The sequence below is a fragment of the Spiribacter halobius genome (genome assembly GCF_020883455.1).
Taxonomy (GTDB): Bacteria; Pseudomonadota; Gammaproteobacteria; order Nitrococcales; family Nitrococcaceae; genus Sediminicurvatus; species Sediminicurvatus halobius.
Genome location: NZ_CP086615.1, coordinates 3088964 through 3109969 on the forward strand (window position 1 = coordinate 3088964; position 21006 = coordinate 3109969).

A 21006-nucleotide genomic window follows, 5' to 3' on the forward strand; every position below is an offset into this window, starting at 1 on the left:
GGGCGCCCCGCGCTGTTTCAGAGTCCCGCTCCCGGGCTGTGCCGGTCAGGCCTGCTCGCCGCTGGCCTCCTGGACCACCTTCTGCAGCTCCCCGCTCTCGTACATCTCGAGGATGATGTCGCAGCCGCCGAGCAGCTCGCCGTTGACGTACAGCTGCGGAATGGTCGGCCAGTTGCCGTAGTCCTTGATGCCCTGGCGGATGGCCTCGTCCTCCAGCACGTTGACGTAGGCGAACTCCACGCCACAGCCGGCGAGCGCCTGGGCGGCGCGCATGGAGAAGCCGCACTGGGGGAACTGCGGCGAGCCCTTCATGTAAAGAATAACGGGGTTGCCTTCCACCTGCTGGCGGATGGTGTCCTGCACGTCGCTCATGGGTCGTTCCTCGTGTCGGTGTCGGCCGTGCGGCGCACGGTGGCAGGTTCAACAGCGCTGATTGTACGTCCGTCACGGTGTGTCCCGAAACCATCCGGTCATCGCCCAGGGGGCCGGAACCGGGCGAAAAATCTTTGCGCTTCCGGTATCCTGCGCGCCCATGGAAAAAGATCATCTCTCCGACGTCCGCTTCGACTCCCTCGGGCTGCACGAGTCCCTGCTCATCGGCCTGCAGGAGGCCGGTTTCGAGCGCTGCACGCCGATCCAGGCCGAGACCCTGCCCATCCTGCTGCGCAAGCAGGATGTCGCCGGGCAGGCGCAGACCGGCACCGGCAAGTCCGCCGCCTTCCTGCTCGCCTGCATGCACCACCTGATGACCACGCCCGTGGAAGAGGGCAAGACCGGGCCCTGGGCCGTGGTGCTCGCGCCCACCCGGGAGCTCGCCCTGCAGATCCACAAGGATGCCGAGCGCCTCGGCCACTTCACCGGCATGCGCTTCGCCTGCATCTACGGCGGCACGGGCTACGAGAGCCAGCGGCGCACCCTGGAGCAGGGGGTGGACATCATGATCGGCACCCCCGGCCGCATCATCGACTTCTACAAGCAGCGGGTCTTCAGCCTGGACAACGTCGAGGTGTGCATCCTCGACGAGGCGGACCGGATGTTCGACATGGGCTTCATCGCCGACATCCGCTACCTGCTGCGCCGCATGCCGCCGCCGGAGAAGCGCATCAACATGCTGTTCTCGGCGACGCTCTCCGAGCGCGTGCGCGAGCTCGCCTACGAGCACATGAACGACCCGAAGTCGGTGGAGATCGCCTCGGAGAGCATCACCGCCGACAACGTCCGCCAGCAGCTCTACCACGTCGAGAACGACGACAAGATCGGGCTGCTGCTGGGCGTGCTGCGCACCCACGACACCACGCGCACGCTGATCTTCGTCAACACCAAGCGGGATGCCGACAAGGTCACCGGCTACCTGCTCGGCAACGACATCAAGGCGGCGGTGATCTCCGGGGACATCCCGCAGAACAAGCGCGAGCAGCTGCTGCGGGACTTCCAGCAGGGCGAGCTGCCGGTGCTGGTGGCCACGGATGTCGCCGCGCGCGGCCTGCACATCCCGGACGTGAGCCACGTCATCAACTACGACCTGCCCCAGGACGCCGAGGACTATGTCCACCGCGTCGGCCGTACCGCCCGCGCCGGGGCGGCCGGCGATGCCATCAGCTTCGCCTGCGAGAGCTACGTCTACTCGCTGCCGGACATCGAGAAGTACATCGAGCAGAAGATCCCCTCGGAGATGGCCCCACCGGACCTGATCGCCGAGGACATCAAGCCGCCCAAGCGCCTGCCCCGGCGGGGCCCCGCCAAGGGCGGCGGCTCCCGCGGCCGCCCCGGTGGCCGCGGCAACGGCGGCTCCGGCCGGCGCAGCCGGCCCCAGGCCTCCTGAGCGAGACCGCCGTGGCCACGGCGGAGGGCGCCGAGCCGGTACACCAGCTCACGCTCCAGGTGCGCTGGGGCGACATGGACGCCCTCGGCCACGTCAATAACGCCACCTACTTCACCTATTTCGAGCAGGCCCGCGTGGCCTGGCTCGAGCGGCTCGCGGGCAGCGGCGGGCACCTCAGCCCCGACGCCGGCAGCGGGCCGGTGGTGGTGACGGCGAGCTGCGAGTTCCGGCTGCCGATCACCTACCCGGCGACCCTCACCGTGGCCGTGCTGGCAGCACCCCCCGGCCGCAGCAGCATCGACACCTGCTATCGCCTCGTCGATGCCGGGGACCAGCGCCTCTACGCCCTCGGCGCGGCGCGCATGGTCTGGGTGGACCGCCGCTCCGGGCGCTCGACGCCCCTCCCCGCCGGCCTGCGAGAGGCCCTGCCCGGCGCCGGATGAACTTCCTCGCCCACCTCCACGTCGCCGCGGGCAGCGAGCACCTCCTCGCCGGCGCCGTGCTGGCGGATTTCGTCAAGGGCCGCCTGCCCGGCGGCCTGCCGCCGGCGCTGGCCGCCGGCGTCGAGCTGCACCGGCGCGTGGACAGCTTCACCGACCGCCATCCGCTGGCCCGGCGGAGTCGGCGCCGGCTGCCCGCGGCCAACCGCAGGGCCGCCGGCATCGCCATCGACATCGTCTATGACCACTTCCTCGCCCGGCACTGGCGGCGCTTCGCCGACGAGCCGCTGCCGGCCTTCGCCGCCCGCTGTTACGCCTGCCTCGAGGCCCACGCTCCGGCGGTTCCGGACGCCCTGCCCCTGATCCGCGCGATGCGCGCGGGGGACTGGCTCTGCGGCTATCGCGAGCTCGCCGCCGCCCAGCGGGCGCTGGCGCGCACCGCCCGCCGGCTGCGCCGGCCGGATCTGCTGGCCGGCGCCCCCGAGGCGCTGGCCCGCGAGCAGGCGGGCCTGGAGACGGATTTCCTGGCGTTCTACCCGGAGCTGCAGCGCTTCGTCCACGGCGAGCGCCAGCGCCTCGGGGTCCCTGTTGACCAGTCCGCCTGTCTGACCGATTCGCGCCGCCCTGATCCGGCCGGACGTTAACTGGTTCTCGGCCGCGGCCAGGGCGAGGGTGTAACGCTCCCGGGGGCAGAGGGGGCGTACCACGGCGGAGGGCACATGCTGCGGTTCCTGGGTCGATTTCTGATCGCGCTGCTGCTGGTGGCGGCGGTGACGTTCGCCGGCGTGCGCGGCTGGCTGTGGTACGAGGCGCAGCGGGGCATGGAGCAGCTGGCCGCGCTCGCCGAGCCCTGGGCGGCCCTGGAGTGGGAAGGGGTCGATACCAGCGTGGACGGGCGTGTCGAGGTGAGCGGACTGACCGTCACGCCCCGTGGCGTGAACGATGGGCTCTACGTCGAGCAGCTGACCCTGCGTGCCGATGGGGTGCGCGACCTGCATACCCTGAGCCGGCGGCTGTCCACCGGCGATCTGCCGGCGGCGCTGACGCTGAGCGCCCGCGGCGCGAGCCTGAACGTTGGCGATGCGCTCTACCGCCGGCTCAACGCCCGCGCCGGCGGGCGCCTCTGGGGCACACCAGTGGACGGCCTTGCCTGCGCCGGGGTCGAGGACATCCGCACCACGGTGTTCCGGACCCTTGACGAGCGCTACCTGGAGGGGGACGTGGAGCTGCGTCTGCGGCTGCACCGCCCGAGCGCCCGGCTGGCGATGCTGCTGGACGTCAGCCTGCCGGAGTACGGGGCCAGCACCGTGGATGCCGGCCTGCAGCTATCGCCGCAGCCGCTGGCCGAAGGTGGCGAGCTCGCCCTGGGCGACCTCACGCCCGTGCTCTCGGGCCTGCGCGTGCGTTACACCGATCTCGGCTTCAACGAGGCGCGCAACTACACCTGCGCCGCCCGCCGCGACAGCGACGTGGACGCCTTCCTCGACGCCCACGTGGCGGCAGTCGCAGCACGCCTCGGCCTGGAGGGTGGGGAGGCCCAGGCCCGCTATCGGGAGTTCGCTCACCACGGTGGTGACCTGCAGCTGGACCTGACCCCGCAGGCAGCGGTGCCCGTCGCCGACCTGCCGGCGCTGCCACCACCGGAGTTGACCGCCCTGTTCCGCGGCCGGGCGAGCCTCAACGGCCGGGACGTGGACCTGCCCGTGACCGCCTGGCTCGCCCCGCCGCCGGGCGACGACGGCGGCGCAACCGCGGCTGCCGACGGGGAGACCGCGCGAACGCCGGCACCGCTGCGCTTCCAGTCCGTTCCGGCGGAGACCCTCGCCGAACACGTCGGGCGCCGGGCGCGGCTCAGCACCTACCGTGGCACGCGCCACGAGGGCGTGATCAGCGCGGCTGACGACGATGACGTCACCCTCGAGAACCCGCTACGGGGCGGCGTGATGCGCTTCACCGTGGAGCTTGGCGAGGTCAGGGCCGCCGAGGTCCTGCGGCGCCGGGAGCCCTAGCCCGCATATCTCACCGATTCACGGCTGCGGTCGCCGACCGTCAGCCCGGCTCGGCGAGCAGAAAGTGGGCGCGCGCGGTGGCGATCACCCGCTCGCCGCCATCGGGCGAGATCTGCCAGGCCTCGATGCCGACGTTGGCCACCCGTCTGCCCTGGCGGCGGACGTCGCAGCGGGCGTAGGTCGCCTGCGGCTGGCCGGGGCGCAGATAGTCGATGGCGATATCCACCACCCGCGGCAGCCGCTCGCCGCCCTGTACCCAGAGCAGATGGAAGATCGCGGCGTGCTCCATGAACGCGCCGATCACCCCGCCGTGGAGCGCCGGTGGCTGCGGATTGCCGATGTTGCTGTCACGGTGGTCGAGCCGGAACACCGGCGGCAGCGCGGCACTCTCGAAGGCGACGCCGAGCAGACCCGCATAGGGCACCGCCGCCACCAGGCGCTGCGGATCACCATCGGCCCGGGCCTCGGCGATCAGGGCCGGCAGCTCGCTCATTCGCTCCCCTCCACCACGCTCGGCCCGCCACCGGCGAGACGCATGAAGGTGCTCATGCTCGCCGCCACCGGCGCCGCGGCGTCGCCGTCATGGATACTGCAGCGCACGAAGGCGATGTGCCGGGTCATGCGGTAGCAGGTCGCCTCGGCGATCACGTCCTGCCGCGGCCGGGCGGCCCGCAGGTGGTCGATGCGCAGGTCCAGCGTCGCGATCGCCTCGGGGCCGCCGAGCGCCGCCAGCACTGCCGCGCCGCTGGTCTGGTCCACCAGCGTGGTGATCACCCCGCCGTGGATGACCTCCGTCTCCGGGTTGCCCACCAGCTCCGGCCGCCAGCGCAGGCGCACGAGCACGGCGCCCGCCGTCACCCGCAACGGCTCGAGGCCGAGCACGGCACTGTGCGGCAGCATCGCAAAGAAGCGCCGGGCCAGCCCCAGCGCCTCGTCGGGGGCGCGCTCAGTCATCGACGGATTTCCTCGCAACGGGCGCGAAAGTTTAGCATTTCCGCACTGCAGCACGGGCAGGCGCTTGCCAGCCGGCATCCTGACGGGTAGAGAGGCGTCCTGCACCGCCGCTGCGTTCTACTAATCGCTTCGGAAGTGTTGTCAGGTCTCAGAGCCCCGGAGCGGGCCGGCGGCAAGGCGCGGGAGCGCCGGCGTGGTGATTCCACGTCAAGCGAGCGCAACGCCGCCGCCGGCCCGCTCCGGGGCTCCCGCAGGGCGGGCCTGTGCGCCGCGGCGGACTGCGTTGCTCGCCGCTTATGTAGCTCGGCTACACTGCGCGGCTCGCGCCTTGCCGCCGCGGCGCACAGGCCCGCTGAGACCTGACAACACTTCCGAAACGATTAGTATCTGCCGCTGGGGGATTCCATGCCGCCATCCGGGCTCGGCAAGCGCTCGCTCTGGCTCGCCTACGCCGGCCTCGCCGCCACCGCCCTGTTCTGGGCGGCGAACGCGGTTGTGGCCCGGGGCACGAGCGCGGAGATCCCGCCGCTGGCGCTGTCCTTCTGGCGCTGGGTGCTGGCGCTGCTGATCATCGCCCCGGTGGGCGTGCCCCAGGTGCTGGCCCACTGGCAGACGGTACGCCGTTACTGGCGCTCGCTGACGGTGCTCGCCGCCCTCAGCGTGGGGCTGTTCAATACCCTGCTCTACCTCGCCGCGCAGACCACCAGCGCGCTGAACATCGCCCTCATCAACAGCGCCATGCCGGTGCTGGTGACGCTGCTCGCCTGGCTGCTGCTGCGCGACCCGGTGGGCCGCTGGCGGGCCGTCGGCATCGCCTTCGCATTCGTCGGCGTGGTGCTGATCATCGGCCGTGGCGACCCCGGCAATCTGCTGCGGCTGGCCTTCCAGCCCGGCGACGCGCTCATGGTCGGCGCGATCACCTCCTGGGGCCTGTTCTCGGTGCTGCTGCGCCGCCAGGCCGTGCCCCTGCCACCGCTGCCGTTCCTCACCGTCCAGATCGCCCTGGGCCTGCCGGTGATACTGCCCTTCTACCTCTGGGAGACCGCCGTGCACGGCCCGTTCGTGCCGGCACCGGAGCTGCTCTGGGTGTTCCCGTTCGTCGCCATCTTCCCCGGCATCCTCGCCTACCGTTTCTGGAACCACGGCGTGGGCCGGATCGGGCCATCGCGGGCCGCGATGTTCCTCTACCTGGTGCCGGTGTTCGCCGCCGTCCTCGGCGGCGTGTTCCTGGGCGAGCGGCTGGCGCCGTTCCATGCCGCCGGCGGTGCCTGCATCCTGCTGGGCCTGTTCCTCGCCACCCGCCCCCAGGCGGACGCGGCTCAGCTGCGGGCGCAGCGGTAGCGGTGACGGAACCGGAAGCGGCGCACGCCCGCCCCCCTTCGGACACGCTACAGTGGCGCCCGGGGATGCCACCGGAGGCTGAGTGATGGCCCTGCTCTCGGTGCTCGCCGCGGTGCTCGCGGTGGCCGGCCTGTTGCTCCTGCTGCGCGGGCTCGCGCGGTTGCGGCGGCTGCGGCTGGTGAGCGGCTGCGCCTGCGGCGCCGGGGGCTGCGCGCTGGTGGCACTGGGCCTCGCCCTCGCCGCCGCCGGGCTGAATCTCGCGACCTACCAGCGCCTCACGGCCGAGACGCCGGCGGCCACGCTGGAAGTCACCCGCAGCGGGCCCGAGCGCTATCACGTGCTGCTGGAGCGCCCCGGCGGCGCCATCGCCCGGCAGTACCCCCTGACCGGCGACGAATGGCAGCTCGATGCCCGCATCCTGCGCTGGCGCGGCCCTGCCGCCCTGCTCGGCCTTGACACCCGCTTCCGCCTCGAGCGCCTCTCGGGCCGCTACCAGGACGCGGACACCGCCAGCCGCCAGCCCCCCAGCGTCCACGACCTCGCAGGCGAACGCGGCCTGGACGTCTGGCGCGCCGCCACCGGCCTGAGCCGCTGGCTCCCCCTGGTGGACGCCCGCTACGGCAGCGCCGCCTACCTCCCCCTCGCCGACGGCGCCAGCTACACCATCACGGTGGGGCGGGACGGGCTTATCGCGCGGCCGGCCAACGAGGCGGCGGAGCGGGCGATTGAGGCCTGGTAGCAGCGGGTACCGGCGGCGAGCGCCGTCGGCCGCGCGAGTTCAAAGTTCAAAGTTCAAGGTTCAAAGACCGCCTCCGCTCGCAGGGTGCCATTACGAGCCGTGCGGAGGGTGTCTTTGAACCTTGAACTTTGAACCTTGAACTTCCCCCTCAGAAATCAAACGAATAAAACAAATCCAGCGCACTCTCCGCCCCGCTCACGGCCTCGAGGAACAGGCGCTCGGTGAGGTAGTAGCGCAGGGTCAGGGTGTTCTCCGGCTGGAAGACGCCGACGCCGTAGCGGACCAGGAGGTTCGGGGTGAGGTAGCCGCTGACGCCGACGCTGGTCTCCTCGCCTGAGCCGGTGGTTTCTAGCGCGAAGTCCTCGACGCCGAGCTCCTCGGCCAGGGCGCCGCCGATATTGCGGCCGCCGAGGAGGCCAAGGGAGAGGGCGGCCTGGGCCACCAGGGCGTCCTCCGAGGGCGTGCCGCCGCCGGGCGGGCGGCCCGTGATGAGGTAGGCGAGGATGTCCGCCTGGGGCATGGTCGGCTCCGAGAACAGCGTGACCTGCGGGTCGCTGGCGCTGCCGCCGACGCGTATCCCCGCCACCACGGACTCCACCCGGCGGATCGCTTCGATGTCCAGACGCGGGTCGCCGATGGGGCCGGCGAACAGGAAGCGGCCGCGGCGGATCTCCAGGCGCTGGCCGTAGGCGCTGAAGCGCCCGTCCTCGAAGCGGATCTCGCCCTCGGCCTCGGTCTCGTCCGCCCCCACCTGGCGCAGGCGCAGCGCGCCGGCGAGCCGCCCCTCGGCGCCGAAACCCTCGAAGCGCACGTCATCACCGAGGCGCACGTTGATGTCGGTGCTCACCGACCAGCCTCCCCCACCGGGGTCGGGGAGATCCTCCCCCGGCGCCTCGGCGGGATCCTCTCCGGCGCTGTCCCCGGTCGGGTCGTCGTCCTCCCCGACGATCACCACATCCCCCGACACCGGGACCGCGCCCGCGGGCAGCTCGCGGACCCGGATGCGCCCCCAGGGCACCGCCACGTCACCGCTCACCGCCACCTCCCGGGGCGCGAGCTCGATGCGCAGGTCCGGGCTGAGGCGCACCCGCGCCAGCGACTCCAGGCGCAGCTCGAGGGCCTCGCCCTGGACCTGGACCGCGCCGGCGAGGCCGTCCCCCCAGCTAAGCTCGCCAGTGAGCCGCCCCTCGCCCTCGCCCGCGCCGAAACGCCCGTCCAGCCGGGTCTGCGAGCCGGACACCGCGGCGGTAAGCGTAATGTCCTCGATGGGCGAGGCGAGCCCCCGCAGCACCACCCGCCCCTCGCGGAGGCGCAGCTCGCCGTCGAAGCCCGGCGAGGCGAGCGTGCCGCCAAGGCGCCCATTGGCCTCCAGCCTGCCCTGCAGGTCACGCAGCTGGGGCAGGAAGGCAGTGAGCGGGGCAAGCTCCACGCCCCCCAGGCGCACCTCGCCGCTGAGGCGCCGGGGCGTGGCACCGGGGTTCACCCGGGCGCTGACCTCGCCGCTGCCGAAGGCCTCGGAGTCGAAGGCGAGCTCCAGGGTGGCGTCATCCGCCGCCAGCCGCACGTCGGCATCGAGCCGCCGCCAGCCGAAGCGGACGGGCTCATCGCTCTCGAGGCCCTCCAGCAGCACGGCGCCGTCCGCAGCCCCCAGACTGGCGGTGACGCGGGGCGTCGCGCCGGCCTCCCAGTCCAGGTCCGCTGCGATGTTCAGGCTGCCGTCGAGCCCGAGCCCGTCCGGCAGCCAGGGGTCCGCCGCTGCCAGGGGATAGCCTTCGAGGCGCAGCCGCGCCGCCGCCGCGCCGGGGGTCACCCGCACCGCCTCGGTGGCGCACAGCCGCGCGCCATCGCGGCGCCAGCAGTGGGCCGCGAGGCGCACTCGCTGATCGCTCGCCCGCCAGTCCAGGGCCGTGGCCTCGGCGAGACGCCACTCGCCCTCGGGCGAGGTGAGGCGGGCACTGGCGAGACGGCCCTGCCAGGCGTCCAGGGCCGCGGACAGCCCGCCTTCGAGACTGAGCGTCAGGGGTAGCGGGCCGTCGCTGGCCGCCAGGTCAAGCCGGTGGCGCTCGCGCTGCCCCGCGATCGCGGCCTCGAGGCGACCCAGCGGCTCGCCGGCGCGGCTCACCCCCTCGGCCACCAGCCGCAGCCGGCTGTCCGTCTCGAAGCGCTCGCGCACGACGCCCTCCAGGCGGACCGAGGCCACCGTCAGCTCCTGAAAGGCGATGTTCCGCCCCGTAACGTCGGCGCGGAGGTCGGGGCGCTCCAGCGCACCCGCAAGGCGCACCTCGCCGGCCAGGGCGCCGCCAAGGCCGGGCCAGAGCCGCTCCAGGGCCGGCATGTCCAGCGCGAGGCGGGCGTCCCATTGCTCGCCGGCACGGCCTTCCAGCCGCGCCTGGTTGCCGCCGCTCACCAGGCGGACGCCGTCGAACCGCCAGGCGCCGGCACTGTCCCCCGCCACCGTGCCGCTCAGCGAGAACGGGTAGTCGCGCAGGCGGCCCGCGATGCCAGGCAACTCGGCCGTCAGCGACCAGTCGCCGGCGGCGGCCTCGCCGCGCAGCCGGAGCTGTCCGCCGAGCCGGCCCTCGAGCCCCTCGCGCCACTGGCCGGGGTCGATGCCGCCCAGCGCCAGGGCGAGATCCCACCGAACGCCGTCACTCCAGGCCACCTCGCCGTTGATCCCGATGCGACCATCCAGCAGACGCCCGTCCAGCCCGAGGATCTCGGCCCCGGCGGCATCACCACGGAGCTGCGTGCGGTAGCGTCCGGCGGGGATCCCGGCGCCGCTCACCGCGACGCCGGCGTCAATGCGATACGCCGTGCCCGTACCGCTCCCCGTGACCTCGACGTCCTCGGCGACCACCGTGGGCTCGCCAGTCAGTGGCCAGGCCAGACGCCCGGCGTTGAGCGTCGCGCGCCAGGAGGGCTCCGCGGCGAGCGGCCTGACCTCGCCCTGCAGGCGCGCGGACACCGGGGCGCTTAAGTCCACGTCCAGCCCGAGCTCGGCCACCGAGCGGCGCAGCCGGGCCTGGAGCGCCAACGCCTGCCCTTCCAGCACCCCCTCGGCGCGGGCCTCGAGGTCCACGTCCAGCGGCCAGGCTCCGCGCATCGTGATGCGGCCGCTGAGCGCCGCCTCGCCCTGGGGGCTCGACGCTGCCAGCCGCTCCAGGCTCAGCATGCCGCCGGCAAAGCCGCCGGCAAGCTCCAGCCGGTCCAGGGGCCAGCGCTGGTCACCCCGGCGCACGCCCGCCTCGGCCAGGGTCAGGTCGCTGACGGTGACCGCCAGCGGCAGGCGCACCTCGGGCAGGGTGATGCCCTCCGCCGGCGCCGGGTCCGCTCCCGGCGCCGGCTCTCCGGGCTCGTCGCCGGCGTCGTCCGGCACCGGCAGGGTCACCTCGAGGCCTTGCAGGCGGGTGTCACCCACCCGCAGCTGATCGCCGGCCAGGGTGGCCGAGCTGCCCAGCCGCGCCAGACGGATCTCGGCGCCGGGGACGCTGACCTGGCTGTCGCGCAGCGCCACGGCGCGCAGCAGCACCGTCACCGGCAGGGAGAGACGTGCCGGGGCGCCCCCGGCGTCGGGCCCGTCGTCCGTGGGCGTCGAGTCCTCGGCGGACTCCACCGTCACCTGCAGGCCCTCGCTGGTGAGCCGGTCGATGCAGACGCGGGCGTCCAGCAGGCAGAGCGGGCGCCAGGCGAACCCCAGCGCATCGGCGCGCAGGCGCACGCCGCCGCCGGCCCAGGCCACCTCGCTCAGGGCGAGCCCCTCCCAGAGGCTGCCCGCGGCGACTGTGAGCTCCAGACCCGGCAGCTCGGCCTCAGCCCGGGTGGCGAGCCAGCGCGCACCGTCGGTGGTGCCCAGCAGCCAGGCGGCCGCCACCAGCGCCGCGAGCAGGAGCGCGACGAGCAACCCGGCGACGGCGCGGATCAAAACGGCGGCCCCACGGAGATGTGCACGCGGAAGGGGACGTTCTCCTCGCTGACCCCCCAGGCGAGGTCCAGCCGCACCGGCCCCACCGGCGAGAGCCAGCGCACGCCAAAGCCGCTGCCCACCTTCGCCTCCACGTTGCCGGGCTCGTCGAAGGCGTTGCCGGCATCGGTGAACGCCGCCAGACGCCAGTCCGGCAGCAGGCGGAAGCTGTATTCGATGCTGCCCGTGGCCAGGTAGCGACCACCGAGCAGCTCGCCTTCGTCATCCTCCGGCGCCAGGCTCTGGTAGGCATAGCCACGCACGCTGCGGTCACCACCGGCGAAGAAGCGCAGGGACGAGGGCACCTGGGAGAAGTCATTGGTCCCTATGCCGCCGAGCTCGGCGCGCAGCTGCAGGCGATGGCGCTCGCCGAAGCTGCGCAGCCAGTGGTTGCTGGCAGTGATTCGAAAGATGTCCACGTCCGAGAGCAGGGCCTCGGAGGCGAGCTCCACGCCGTAGTCCTGGCGGTCGCCCCAGTAGGGGTCGAGACCGCCGCGGGAGCGGGTGCGGGAGAAGGACAGCCCGGGCAGCAGCAGCGTGGTCCGGCCCTCGTCCTCACCCTGCTCGAAGCGCTCGTCCAGCCAGCGCAGGGACTGCGTCCGGGTCCAGCCGGAACGGAACTGCTGGCGGCGGCTCAGGCCCGCGGTGTAGCGCTCGCTCTCGGTGTCCTCGATATCCTCCCGCTGCCAGCCGACGCGCAGCTCCAGGCGGTCGTTCAGCGGGTCCCGCAGCGGGATCTGATAGCGGCTGGAGACATTCTGGCGCACCTGCGAGACGCGCAGGTCGTTGACCAGCGAGTGTCCCCGGTCGTTGATGTAATGCCGGGTGCCGGTAAGACGCAGGCGCGGGCCCTCGTCGGTGGAGAAGCCGATGCCGGTGCTCACCGTGGTGTCCGGACGGGCGGTGAGCTCGGCGTCGATGGGGATGCGCAGGTCCTCGGCCTCGCCGCGCCGGGTGTTGACCACGACATTGTCGAAGTAGCCGCTGTCCAGCAGGCGGCGGTTGAGCTCGGCGATGGCGCCGGCCTCGTACGGGTCGCCTTCGTCGAAGGGGACGAAGCGGCGCAGCAGCGAGGCACGGAACGGGCTGTCGGAAAAGCGCACCTCGCCGAGGCGGTAACGCGGCCCGCTGTCGAAGGCGAGACGAATCTCCGCCCAGCCGGCACCGGGATTGACGGCGATACGGGAGTCCGTGAAGCGATGCTCGAAATAGCCCCGGCTGAGCGCGAGGTTGCGCAGGGCACTCTTGCTGCGCTCGTAGGCGCCGTGGTTGAGCGGCTCGCCCTCGCGCACCGGCAGGCGTTCGCGGAGGTCCGAGAAGGCCGGGTCATCCACCGCGTCGCCGGTGATGGACACCTGCACGGCGCGCACGTTGACCCGCTCGCCCGGCTCCACCGCCACCCGCAGCGTCCACGCCTCCTCGCCACGTTCGATGTCGACTTCGATGCTGGCCTGGTAGTAGCCAAGGGCCTCCAGGGCCTGGCGCACCTGCTCGCGGCTGCGGTTGCGGTAGGTGCGGGCGGCGAGCGCCGTCTCCAGATCCACCTCGGTGTCCACGTAGGCGCGCACGTTCTCCGCCGCCTCGCCCTCGACGCCGCTCAGCACGAGCTCTACCGGCGCCGCCGCGGCCGGGGCCGGCAGCAGGGCAAGGGCGAGCAGCAGGACGACAGTCGGACGCGTTGATCTTCTCATTCAGCCCCGGCGGGCCGGGCCGGTGGGCGGTGTCCGCGCGTGCAACCGGCAAGCGGCGCCTTCCGGCGGGCGCGCTTCCCTACAGCCGCGGCGGCGCGCCCTCCCGGCTCTCACGGGCGCTCTGGCAGTCCAGGCAGCGCGCCGCCGAGGGATAGGCCCGCAGCCGCTCCAGGGCAATGGGCTCGCCGCAGTCGGCACAGCGTCCGTAGGTGCCCTCGCTCAGCCGGCGCAGGGCGGCCTCGTTGGCCTGCAGCGCGCGGATGTGACGGTCGATCTCGGCGTACTCGAGGTCCGCGAGCAGGTCGGTCACCGCGGCATCTCCAGGATCCCGCACCCGGTCCGCCATGTCCTGGTAGCGATGGGCATCGGCGGCCAGCAGCTCCTCGCGAATCTCCTCACGCAGCGCCTGCGCCTCCCTCTCGAGGGCGGCCTTGAGCTCATGCCGCTGCTCGGCAGTGAGGGTCTGGTTCATGGTCTGCCTCCTCCACTCGCGAGCCACTGGCCCACACTGACCACGTTGGGCCCCATGATATCCTCAAGCCAGCGTTCTGCACCTCCGCACACCCAACCCCGACGGGAGCACGATGACCCAGCCCGACCTCACCGGCGAGGAGCACCACTTGAATCTGCGCAATCTGCGCCTCGCCGACTATGACGACGTCAGGTCCATTATGGACCGTGTCTACCGCGGCCTCGGTGGCGCCTGGACCCGCAAGCAGTTCGCGGCGCAGATCAACCGCTTCCCCGAGGGCCAGATCTGCATCGAGGACAACGGCCGGGTGGTGGCCGCCGCCATCTCCATGATCGTCGACTACGACCGCTTCGGCGACCGCCACAAGTACGACGAGATCGTCGGCAACGGCTACCTCACCAATCACGACCCGAACGGCGACGTGCTCTATGGCGTGGACGTGTTCGTGGATCCGGACTACCGCGGCATGCGCCTCGGCCGCCGCCTCTACGACGCCCGCAAGGAGCTCTGCCGCAGCCTGAACCTGCGCGCCATCGTCGCCGGCGGGCGCATGCCCGGCTACGAGGAATACGCCGCGGAGAAGAAGCCCGAGGAGTACATCGAGCTGGTCAAGCGCCGGGAGGTCTACGACCCGATCCTCTCCTTCCAGCTCGCCAACGACTTCCACGTGCGCCGCGTGATCACCGGCTATCTGCCGGAGGACCGGGAGTCCAAGGCCTACGCCACGCTCCTGCAGTGGGACAACATCTTCTACGAGAACGAGCGCACGCCGCTCATCGGCGGGCGCAAGTCCACCGTGCGCGTGGGCACCGTGCAGTGGCAGATGCGCCGGGTGACGAACTTCGAGGACCTGATGAACAACATCGAGTTCTTCGTCGACGCCATGGCCGGCTACAACTGCGATTTCATCCTGTTCCCGGAGTTCTTCAACGCGCCGCTGCTCGCCCAGTTCAACCAGGAGGACCCGGCTGAGGCCATGCGCGGGCTCGCCCAGTACACCGGCGAGATCGTGGACGCGATGACCCGCCTGGCGGTGACCTACAACATCAACATCATCGCCGGCTCCATGCCGCTGTACGAGGAGCAGACACTGTACAACGTGGCCTATCTCTGCCGCCGCGACGGCACCACGGACTACCACTACAAGCTGCACGCCACCCCGGACGAGCGCTTCTACTGGGGCGTGCAGGGCGGCGACCAGCTCAAGGCCTTCGACACCGACGTCGGGCGCATCGGCATCCTGGTCTGCTACGACGTGGAATTCCCCGAGGCGAGCCGGATCCTGGCCGACCAGGGCATGCAGATCCTGTTCGTGCCGTTCTGGACCGACACCAAGAACGCCTACCTGCGCGTGCGCCGCTGCGCCCAGGCCCGGGCCATCGAGAACGAGTGCTACGTCGCCATCACCGGCAGCGTCGGCAACCTGCCGAAGGTGGAGAACATCGAGATCCAGTACGCCCAGGCGGCGGTGTTCTCACCCTCGGACTTCGCCTTCCCCCACGACGGCATCGTCGCCGAGTCCACCCCCAACACGGAGATGACCCTGATCGTCGACCTGGACATGGACAAGATCAAGCAGCTCCGCGAGGAGGGGTCGGTCAGGAACGCGAAGGATCGGCGGCTCGATCTGTACCGCGTTCAGTGGCTGGATCACTGAACGCGGTAGTTCAAAGTTGCAAGTTCAAAGTCCAAAGACCGGGTGGCACGTGCAGTGCTCTGAACTTGCGGTCTTTGAACTTTGAAATTCGAACTGACAACTGCTTGCCAAGCAGAAATTGCTCAGAATTTCTGCTTGGCAAGCCAAGGGATGATCCGCTCAAACGCCTCCTCGATGTTGTCCATCGAATTGGAGAAGCTGATTCGGATGGCGTTGCTGCAGGTGTCGCCGAAGGCGTCGCCGGGGATGACGCAGACGCCGGTTTCCTCGAGCATGCGCAGCGCGAGCGAGGTGCCGTCGGTGCGCGGGGGCAGCGACGGGAAGATGTAGAACGCGCCCTGGGGCCAGTAGCCGGTGAGGTGCGGCGTCTCGCTCACCAGCTGCACCACCCGGTCGCGCCGGCGGCGGTACTCGGCCACCATGTCGTCGACACAGCTGCGATCCCCCCGCAGCGCCGCCACGCCCGCCCACTGCGCCGGGGTGTTCGCCACCGTGGTGGTGAACATGTGATAGCGGCGCAGCTTCTTGATCGCACCCTGGCTGGAGATGATCCAGCCGATGCGCAGCCCCGCCATGCTGAAGGTCTTCGAGAAGCTCGAGATGGACATGACGTGATCCAGATCCGAGGTGCAGCGGATCACGCTGGGGAAGTCCATGTCGTCCAGGATCAGGTGGTCGTAGACCTCGTCGGCGAAGACGTAGACTCCGCGGTAGGCGGCCTCCTGGACGATCGCCTCCACCGTCTCCTGCGGGTAGACGGCGCCGCTCGGGTTGCTCGGCGAGTTGAGCACGATGGCGAAGGTGCGCATGCCGATGGCATCGATCACCTCCTGCGGGTCGATCTGGTGACCGTGCTCGGCGCGCGTCGGGATGATCTTCACCTCGCCGCCGTTCATGCGGATCAGCGGCGCATAGAGGACGAAGGTCGGATCGGTGACGATGAACTGCCGCCCGGGCGCGGCGGTGGCCGTCAGGGCCAGGTACATCGCCTCGGTCGCCCCGGTGGTGACGAGGAAGTTGTCTTCGGTGAGCGGGCGGTCGTAGCGCTCGCTGTAGTAGTCGCGCAGCGCCTCGAGCAGCTCCGGCAGGCCGGCGTCCATGGTGTAGCCGGTCTTGCCCTCCCGCAGGGCATCGATGTGGGCCTCGACGATGTGATCCGGCGTGGCGAAGTCCGGCTGGCCGATGGACAGATGGATGACGTCGTCCATGCCCGCCGCCGTGTTGATCATGCGGCGGATGCCGGGCATGGGGATCGCCTGCAGGGAGGGGCTGAACAGCGAGCCCGCCGCCTGATCGGACTGATCCATCTCCACCGGGTTCACCATGACCGTTACACCTCCAGCCGAACCGCAACATTCACCACCATTCCGGCGACGCTAGCGCCGGGGGCAGACCCGGTCAAGCACCGTGGAAACCCCGATCACGCGCGTGTTGACGGGCTCCAGAGGGGGTGGGTAACGTCCGCCGATATCCCGCCGCCGCCGGCGGCCTTCCGACCCACAGCACATAGGGGCCATAGCCATGCCCGAGGCACTACCCGTGGTGGCCGTGCTCACCGCCCCCGGTGAGGACCTGCCCCCTGGCATGGACGCCCTCGAGGGCGAGGCCGAGCTGCGCCATGCCACCGACGGCGCGAGCCTGCGCGCGGTGCTCCCCGGGACCCGGGTGCTGTGCGTGACCGACTTCCGCACCGACGCCCTGGGCGAGGCCTGGGACGCGGCGGACAGCCTCGAGTGGATCCACGCCACCAGCGCCGGGGTGGATGCCATCCTCACCCCCACCGTCCGCGCCAGCAATCTGCCGGTCACCAACGCCCGCGGCGTCTTCGACCGGCCCATCGCGGAGTTCGTGCTCGGCCACATCATCGCCTTCTGCAAGGACTTCCGCGGCAACCTCGAGCTGCAGCAGCGCCATGAATGGCGGCACCGGGATACCGAGCGGGTCGAGGGGCGGCGCGTGCTGGTGGTCGGCGCCGGCGCCATCGGCCGCCAGATCGCCCGCCTGTGCCGTGCCGTCGGACTCGAGGTGGACGGCATGGGCCGCAGCGCCCGCCCGGGGGACGAAGACTTCGGCGCCATCCACGCCCAGTCCGAGCTGCACCAGCGCCTGCCCGGCTACGATTTCGTGGTGGTGGCGGCGCCGCTGACGCCGGCCACCGAGGGACTGTTCGATGCCGCCGCCTTCGCCGCCATGGCCCCGGAGGCGCGCTTCATCAACATCGGCCGCGGCCCCATCGTGCGCACCGACGACCTGGTCGCCGCCCTGCGCGAGGGCCGCATCGCCGGGGCGGCGCTGGACGTGTTCGAGGAGGAGCCGCTGCCGTCCGACCATCCGCTCTGGGATCTGCCGAATACGCATCTCTCCGCGCACATGGCGGGCGATGTCATCGGCTGGCGGCGCAGCCTCTCGGAGCAGTTCATCGACAACTTCCGCCGCTGGCGGCGGGGCGATCCGCTGCGCAATCTGGTGGACAAGGAACAGGGCTTCGTGCCCTCGTCCTGAGGATCCGGCGCGGCCACTTCCCCGCCGCCTGCCGGGCGGCCACAGCCAAGCGAGAGAACGGTCATGATCGAATCCCCCCTGCTTCCGAGCCTCAGCGGCTACATCGACGGCGCCTGGTGCGAAGCCGACAGCGGCCAGCGCTTCGCCGTCAGCAACCCCGTGGACGGCGCGCATCTCGCGGACGTCGCGGCCATGGGGCCGGCCGAGACCCGGCGCGCCATCGCCGCCGCCGAGCAGGCCCTGACCCACCCGGCGAGCATCGCCCAGCGCCGCGAGTGGCTGCTGGCCGTCGACGCCGCCCTGCGCGCCCACCGCGAGGAGATCGGCCGCATCCTCTGCATGGAGCACGGCAAGCCCTGGAAGGAGGCCCAGGGCGAGGTGGACTATGCCGCCGGCTTCTTCCGCTACGCCGGCGAGCACGTCGAGGAGCTGGCCCCGCGCACCCTGGCCGAGCGCCCGAAGGACTGCACCTGGACGGTGCACTACCGTCCGGCCGGCGTCGCGGGGCTGATCACGCCCTGGAACTTCCCCATCGGCATGATCGCGAAGAAGCTCTCGGCGGCGCTGGCGGCCGACTGCGCCAGCGTGATCAAGCCCTCCTCCAAGACCCCGCTCACCATGATCGCGCTGTTCCACCTGCTGGAGCGCGAGGTGGGGCTGCCGGCGGGCAAGGTGAATCTGGTCACCGGCTCTGCCGGCCCCATCACCGATACCCTGTTCGAGGCCCCCTCCGTGCGGGTGATCAGCTTCACCGGCTCCACCGAGGTGGGCCGGGAGCTCATCAGCAAGGCCGCGCCCGGCATCAAGCGCCTGACCCTGGAGCTCGGCGGCAACGCCCCCTACATCGTGTTCGAGGACGCCGACCTCGAGCGGGCCGCCGATCAGCTCATCGGCAACAAGTTCCGCGGTGGCGGCCAGACCTGCGTCTGCGCCAACCGCATCTTCGTCCACGAGCGGGTCGCCCCTGCCTTCGCCGACAAGGTGGCGGAGCGGGTGCAGCGCATGCGGGTGGGCGACGGCCTCGAGCCGGACACGGACCTCGGCCCGCTAATCGACGAGAACGCCGTCGGCAAGGTCCGCCGCCATGTCGAAGACGCCCTGGAAAAGGGCGCGAAGCAGGTGGTCCAGGGGGATGTCTCCGGGCTCGCCGGCACCTTCTACCCGCCCACGGTGCTGCTCGACGTGCCGAGCGACGCCGCCTGCTACCGGGAGGAGACCTTCGGCCCGCTGGTGCCCATCATCACCTTCAGCAGCGATGACGAGGTGGTCGAGGCCGCGAACGATACCGACTTCGGACTCGCCTGCTACGTCTTCACCGCCGACCGCGAGCGCGGCCAGTCGGTGATCGCCCGGCTGCACTTCGGCCACGCGGCACTGAACAGCGGCACCGGTCCCACCCCGGAGGCCCCCTTCGGCGGCATGAAGCAGTCCGGCTACGGCCGTGAAGGCGGGCTCGAGGGCCTGTTCGAGTTCACCGAGGCGCAGACGGTGCCGGAGGGGTGAACGCCGCCGTGGGCGGCTAGTGACAAGGTGTGAGCTGCAAGTTGCGAGTTGCAGGTAAATCGTTGCCCGCGGCAGGCGCTCGTCGACGTTCCCGTTCTCCCCTCGCGGATCAGCCCCGGCGGCTTGAGGGCGGAGCGCAGTGGCCTCTCCCGGGACCGTAGGCGAGAGGGACCTCGCCTAGCCCGCCTATCTCACCGATTCGCGAAGCGAGGGCGTGGAGATGGCGGGCAGGACAAGGCGCGGGAGAGTCCGGGCGCGCAGGCGTACTCGACAGTACGTCGAGCACCCGGACCGAGCGCAACGCCGGACTGCCCGTCAGATCCGCGCCCGCAGCCGCGAATCGGTGAGATAGGCGGGCTAGGAGCCTACAGGGACGTGTTCACGGCGTGTCCCCGGGCGTTCCTGCCCCGCCTCGCGCCCGGCACGGCCGTTACAACGGCTCCGGAGCCGTGGGTTCCTGGCGCCGGGATTTCTGAAGCCCGTGGCTAATCAGGTGGCGCGTAGGCGGCGCGCCCTCGCGCCGAGTCTCCCGCCGGCACGGGCGCCGGGCGGTCAGCCCGTCGAGCTCTGGATCGGTGCCGCCCTGCTCCGCCCCGCGCGCAGTGAGCCCAGCGAGGCCGCCACGACGAACCCGGCCATGGCGAGCGCCAGGCCTGGCACGCTGAGGCCCACGTCAAGCAGCAGCCCGGCCAGCGCCGGCGCCACCGCCGTGCTCAGCACCATGCAGCCGTGGGCGAGGCCGCGGATGGCCCCGAGATGGGTCACGCCGTAGAGCTCCGGCCAGAGCGCCCCCATCAGCGTGCCCGCGGCGCCGACGCTGAGACCGGCGAGACCCAGATACAGCGGCGCGGCGAGCTGCCCGCCTCCCAGCGCCAGCACCAGCAGGGCCAGCGCCAGCGGCAGGAGATACACCGGCAGCAGGCGCACCGCACCCAGCCGGTCCACAAGCGGACCACTCAGCAGCAGCGCCAGCACATGGCTCACGGCAAACGCCGGGAATACCGCCGCCAGCCAGCCGAGCGTCCAGCCCTTGGCCTCGGCCACCGCCACCTGGTGGATGAACAGCGCGGTGATGACGAAGGGCGGCGCCAGCAGCGCCGGCAGCGCGGCGTAGAAGCGTGCATCCCGCAGAACCGCCCGTCGCCCCCAGTCGCCGGCGTTGCCCGTACCGGTGCCCTCGGCACGCGACCGGGGCACCGCCTCGCCGCGCAGCAGGGCCAGGGCGAGCGGCAGGCCAAGCAGCAGCAGCGCCGCGGCTATCGCCAGCCAGGCGCCACGCCAGCCGAGCCCCGCGATGAGCAGGACTGCCACGCTGGGCAGCACGGCCTCGGCCAGCGGCAGCCCGAGGGTCACCACGCTCACCGCCGTCCCCCGGCGCCGATCGAAGCGCCGCGCCACCGTGGTCTGCGCCACGTGCACCATCAGGCCCTGGCCGCACACCCGCAGCAGCAGCAGCGCGGGCAGCAGCACCCAGGCCGCCGGCGCACTGGCCAGCAGCACCGCCCCACCGGCGGCGCCCGCCAGAACCAGTGTCGTGAACAACGGCAGCGCGAGGCGATCCACGCCCCGGCCGAGAAAGATGAGCAACAGCCCGCTGATCAGCGTCGCCAGGGCGTAGACGCCGCCGAAGCCCGCGTTGGAGAGCCCGAACGCCGCCCGGATCTCGCCGCCGAACAGCGAGATGAAGAAGCTCTGGCCACTGCCCGAGAGCCCCACCAGCAGCACGCCGAAGGCGAGCAGCCGGACATGCGGCTGAAGATCAAGGACGAGGTTGCGAAAGCGACCGGGCATGGGCAGCTCACTGATCCTGAAGAAAATCATCTCCGCGTCTCAGAGCCGCAGGACGGGCCTGCGCGGGAGCGGTCTCCGCAGTCCCGGGCGCACGGGAACGCCGGCCGGAGCGGACGGTCCACGG

17 protein-coding genes are annotated in these 21006 nt (G+C 71.6%); 9 read left to right on the forward strand and 8 right to left on the reverse strand.

Annotated elements, in window-relative coordinates:
• Positions 1 to 45 precede the first annotated feature (45 nt).
• Positions 46 to 372, reverse strand: a complete 327-nt coding sequence (gene grxD / locus LMH63_RS14500) for a Grx4 family monothiol glutaredoxin (protein ID WP_109679813.1) — start codon at positions 370 to 372, stop codon at positions 46 to 48.
• Positions 373 to 532: 160 nt separating this feature from the next.
• On the opposite strand from grxD, the gene LMH63_RS14505 reads away from it, so the two are divergent.
• The 4 genes from LMH63_RS14505 to LMH63_RS14520 all read left to right on the forward strand — a co-directional run bounded on the left by LMH63_RS14505 (position 533) and on the right by LMH63_RS14520 (position 4271).
• Complete coding sequence (locus LMH63_RS14505) at positions 533 to 1822, forward strand: DEAD/DEAH box helicase (protein ID WP_109679814.1); 1290 nt, start codon at positions 533 to 535, stop codon at positions 1820 to 1822.
• 11 nt (positions 1823 to 1833) lie between these two features.
• Positions 1834 to 2265 (forward strand): acyl-CoA thioesterase, encoded by a 432-nt coding sequence (locus tag LMH63_RS14510; protein ID WP_229332606.1) that lies wholly within the window; start codon positions 1834 to 1836, stop codon positions 2263 to 2265.
• A complete protein-coding gene (locus LMH63_RS14515) occupies positions 2262 to 2906 on the forward strand; it encodes an acyl carrier protein phosphodiesterase (RefSeq protein ID WP_109679815.1) in 645 nt (214 codons plus the stop codon). The genes LMH63_RS14510 and LMH63_RS14515 overlap by 4 nt, the downstream gene beginning before the upstream one ends.
• A 75-nt stretch (positions 2907 to 2981) precedes the next feature.
• Complete coding sequence (locus LMH63_RS14520) at positions 2982 to 4271, forward strand: hypothetical protein (RefSeq protein ID WP_109679816.1); 1290 nt, start codon at positions 2982 to 2984, stop codon at positions 4269 to 4271.
• A gap of 40 nt (positions 4272 to 4311) precedes the next feature.
• Here the strand turns inward: LMH63_RS14520 and LMH63_RS14525 are convergent, their stop codons facing one another.
• Both LMH63_RS14525 and LMH63_RS14530 read right to left on the reverse strand, forming a co-directional pair.
• On the reverse strand, positions 4312 to 4764 hold the full coding sequence (locus tag LMH63_RS14525; protein WP_109679817.1) for a PaaI family thioesterase: 453 nt from the start codon (positions 4762 to 4764) through the stop codon (positions 4312 to 4314).
• Positions 4761 to 5225 carry a PaaI family thioesterase gene (locus LMH63_RS14530; RefSeq protein WP_109679818.1) on the reverse strand — a complete coding sequence of 155 codons (465 nt, stop codon included), beginning with the start codon at positions 5223 to 5225 and terminating at the stop codon, positions 4761 to 4763. Before LMH63_RS14530 ends, LMH63_RS14525 begins: the two co-directional genes overlap by 4 nt.
• A gap of 405 nt (positions 5226 to 5630) precedes the next feature.
• Between LMH63_RS14530 and LMH63_RS14535 the strand changes: the two genes are divergently transcribed.
• Entirely contained in the window at positions 5631 to 6566 is a 936-nt protein-coding gene (locus tag LMH63_RS14535) for a DMT family transporter (protein ID WP_109679362.1), read from the forward strand.
• A gap of 85 nt (positions 6567 to 6651) precedes the next feature.
• On the forward strand, positions 6652 to 7305 hold the full coding sequence (locus LMH63_RS14540) for a hypothetical protein (RefSeq protein WP_109679361.1): 654 nt from the start codon (positions 6652 to 6654) through the stop codon (positions 7303 to 7305).
• A 148-nt stretch (positions 7306 to 7453) separates the two neighbouring features.
• On the opposite strand, the gene tamB is transcribed toward LMH63_RS14540, so the two are convergent.
• The 3 genes from tamB to LMH63_RS14555 all read right to left on the reverse strand — a co-directional run bounded on the left by tamB (position 7454) and on the right by LMH63_RS14555 (position 13429).
• Positions 7454 to 11227, reverse strand: a complete 3774-nt coding sequence (tamB, locus tag LMH63_RS14545; protein ID WP_146205234.1) for an autotransporter assembly complex protein TamB — start codon at positions 11225 to 11227, stop codon at positions 7454 to 7456.
• Positions 11224 to 12957, reverse strand: coding sequence for an autotransporter assembly complex protein TamA (gene tamA, locus LMH63_RS14550; protein ID WP_109679359.1), 1734 nt, complete (start codon positions 12955 to 12957; stop codon positions 11224 to 11226). The genes tamB and tamA overlap by 4 nt, the downstream gene beginning before the upstream one ends.
• A 79-nt stretch (positions 12958 to 13036) precedes the next feature.
• Positions 13037 to 13429: a TraR/DksA family transcriptional regulator gene (locus tag LMH63_RS14555; RefSeq protein ID WP_109679358.1), complete on the reverse strand. Its 393-nt coding sequence runs from the start codon at positions 13427 to 13429 to the stop codon at positions 13037 to 13039.
• A gap of 112 nt (positions 13430 to 13541) precedes the next feature.
• On the opposite strand from LMH63_RS14555, the gene LMH63_RS14560 reads away from it, so the two are divergent.
• Complete coding sequence (locus tag LMH63_RS14560; RefSeq protein WP_109679357.1) at positions 13542 to 15086, forward strand: bifunctional GNAT family N-acetyltransferase/carbon-nitrogen hydrolase family protein; 1545 nt, start codon at positions 13542 to 13544, stop codon at positions 15084 to 15086.
• Positions 15087 to 15208: 122 nt separating this feature from the next.
• Here LMH63_RS14560 and LMH63_RS14565 read toward each other — a convergent pair whose 3' ends face one another.
• Positions 15209 to 16411: a pyridoxal phosphate-dependent aminotransferase gene (locus LMH63_RS14565; RefSeq protein WP_109679356.1), complete on the reverse strand. Its 1203-nt coding sequence runs from the start codon at positions 16409 to 16411 to the stop codon at positions 15209 to 15211.
• 196 nt (positions 16412 to 16607) lie between these two features.
• Here LMH63_RS14565 and LMH63_RS14570 point away from each other — a divergent pair, with 196 nt between their 5' ends.
• Positions 16608 to 17588 (forward strand): D-2-hydroxyacid dehydrogenase, encoded by a 981-nt coding sequence (locus LMH63_RS14570; protein ID WP_109679355.1) that lies wholly within the window; start codon positions 16608 to 16610, stop codon positions 17586 to 17588.
• 63 nt (positions 17589 to 17651) lie between these two features.
• A complete protein-coding gene (locus LMH63_RS14575; RefSeq protein WP_109679354.1) occupies positions 17652 to 19091 on the forward strand; it encodes an NAD-dependent succinate-semialdehyde dehydrogenase in 1440 nt (479 codons plus the stop codon).
• Between the two features lie 552 nt (positions 19092 to 19643).
• Here LMH63_RS14575 and LMH63_RS14580 read toward each other — a convergent pair.
• On the reverse strand, positions 19644 to 20912 hold the full coding sequence (locus tag LMH63_RS14580) for an MFS transporter (RefSeq protein WP_229332607.1): 1269 nt from the start codon (positions 20910 to 20912) through the stop codon (positions 19644 to 19646).
• Positions 20913 to 21006 lie beyond the last annotated feature (94 nt).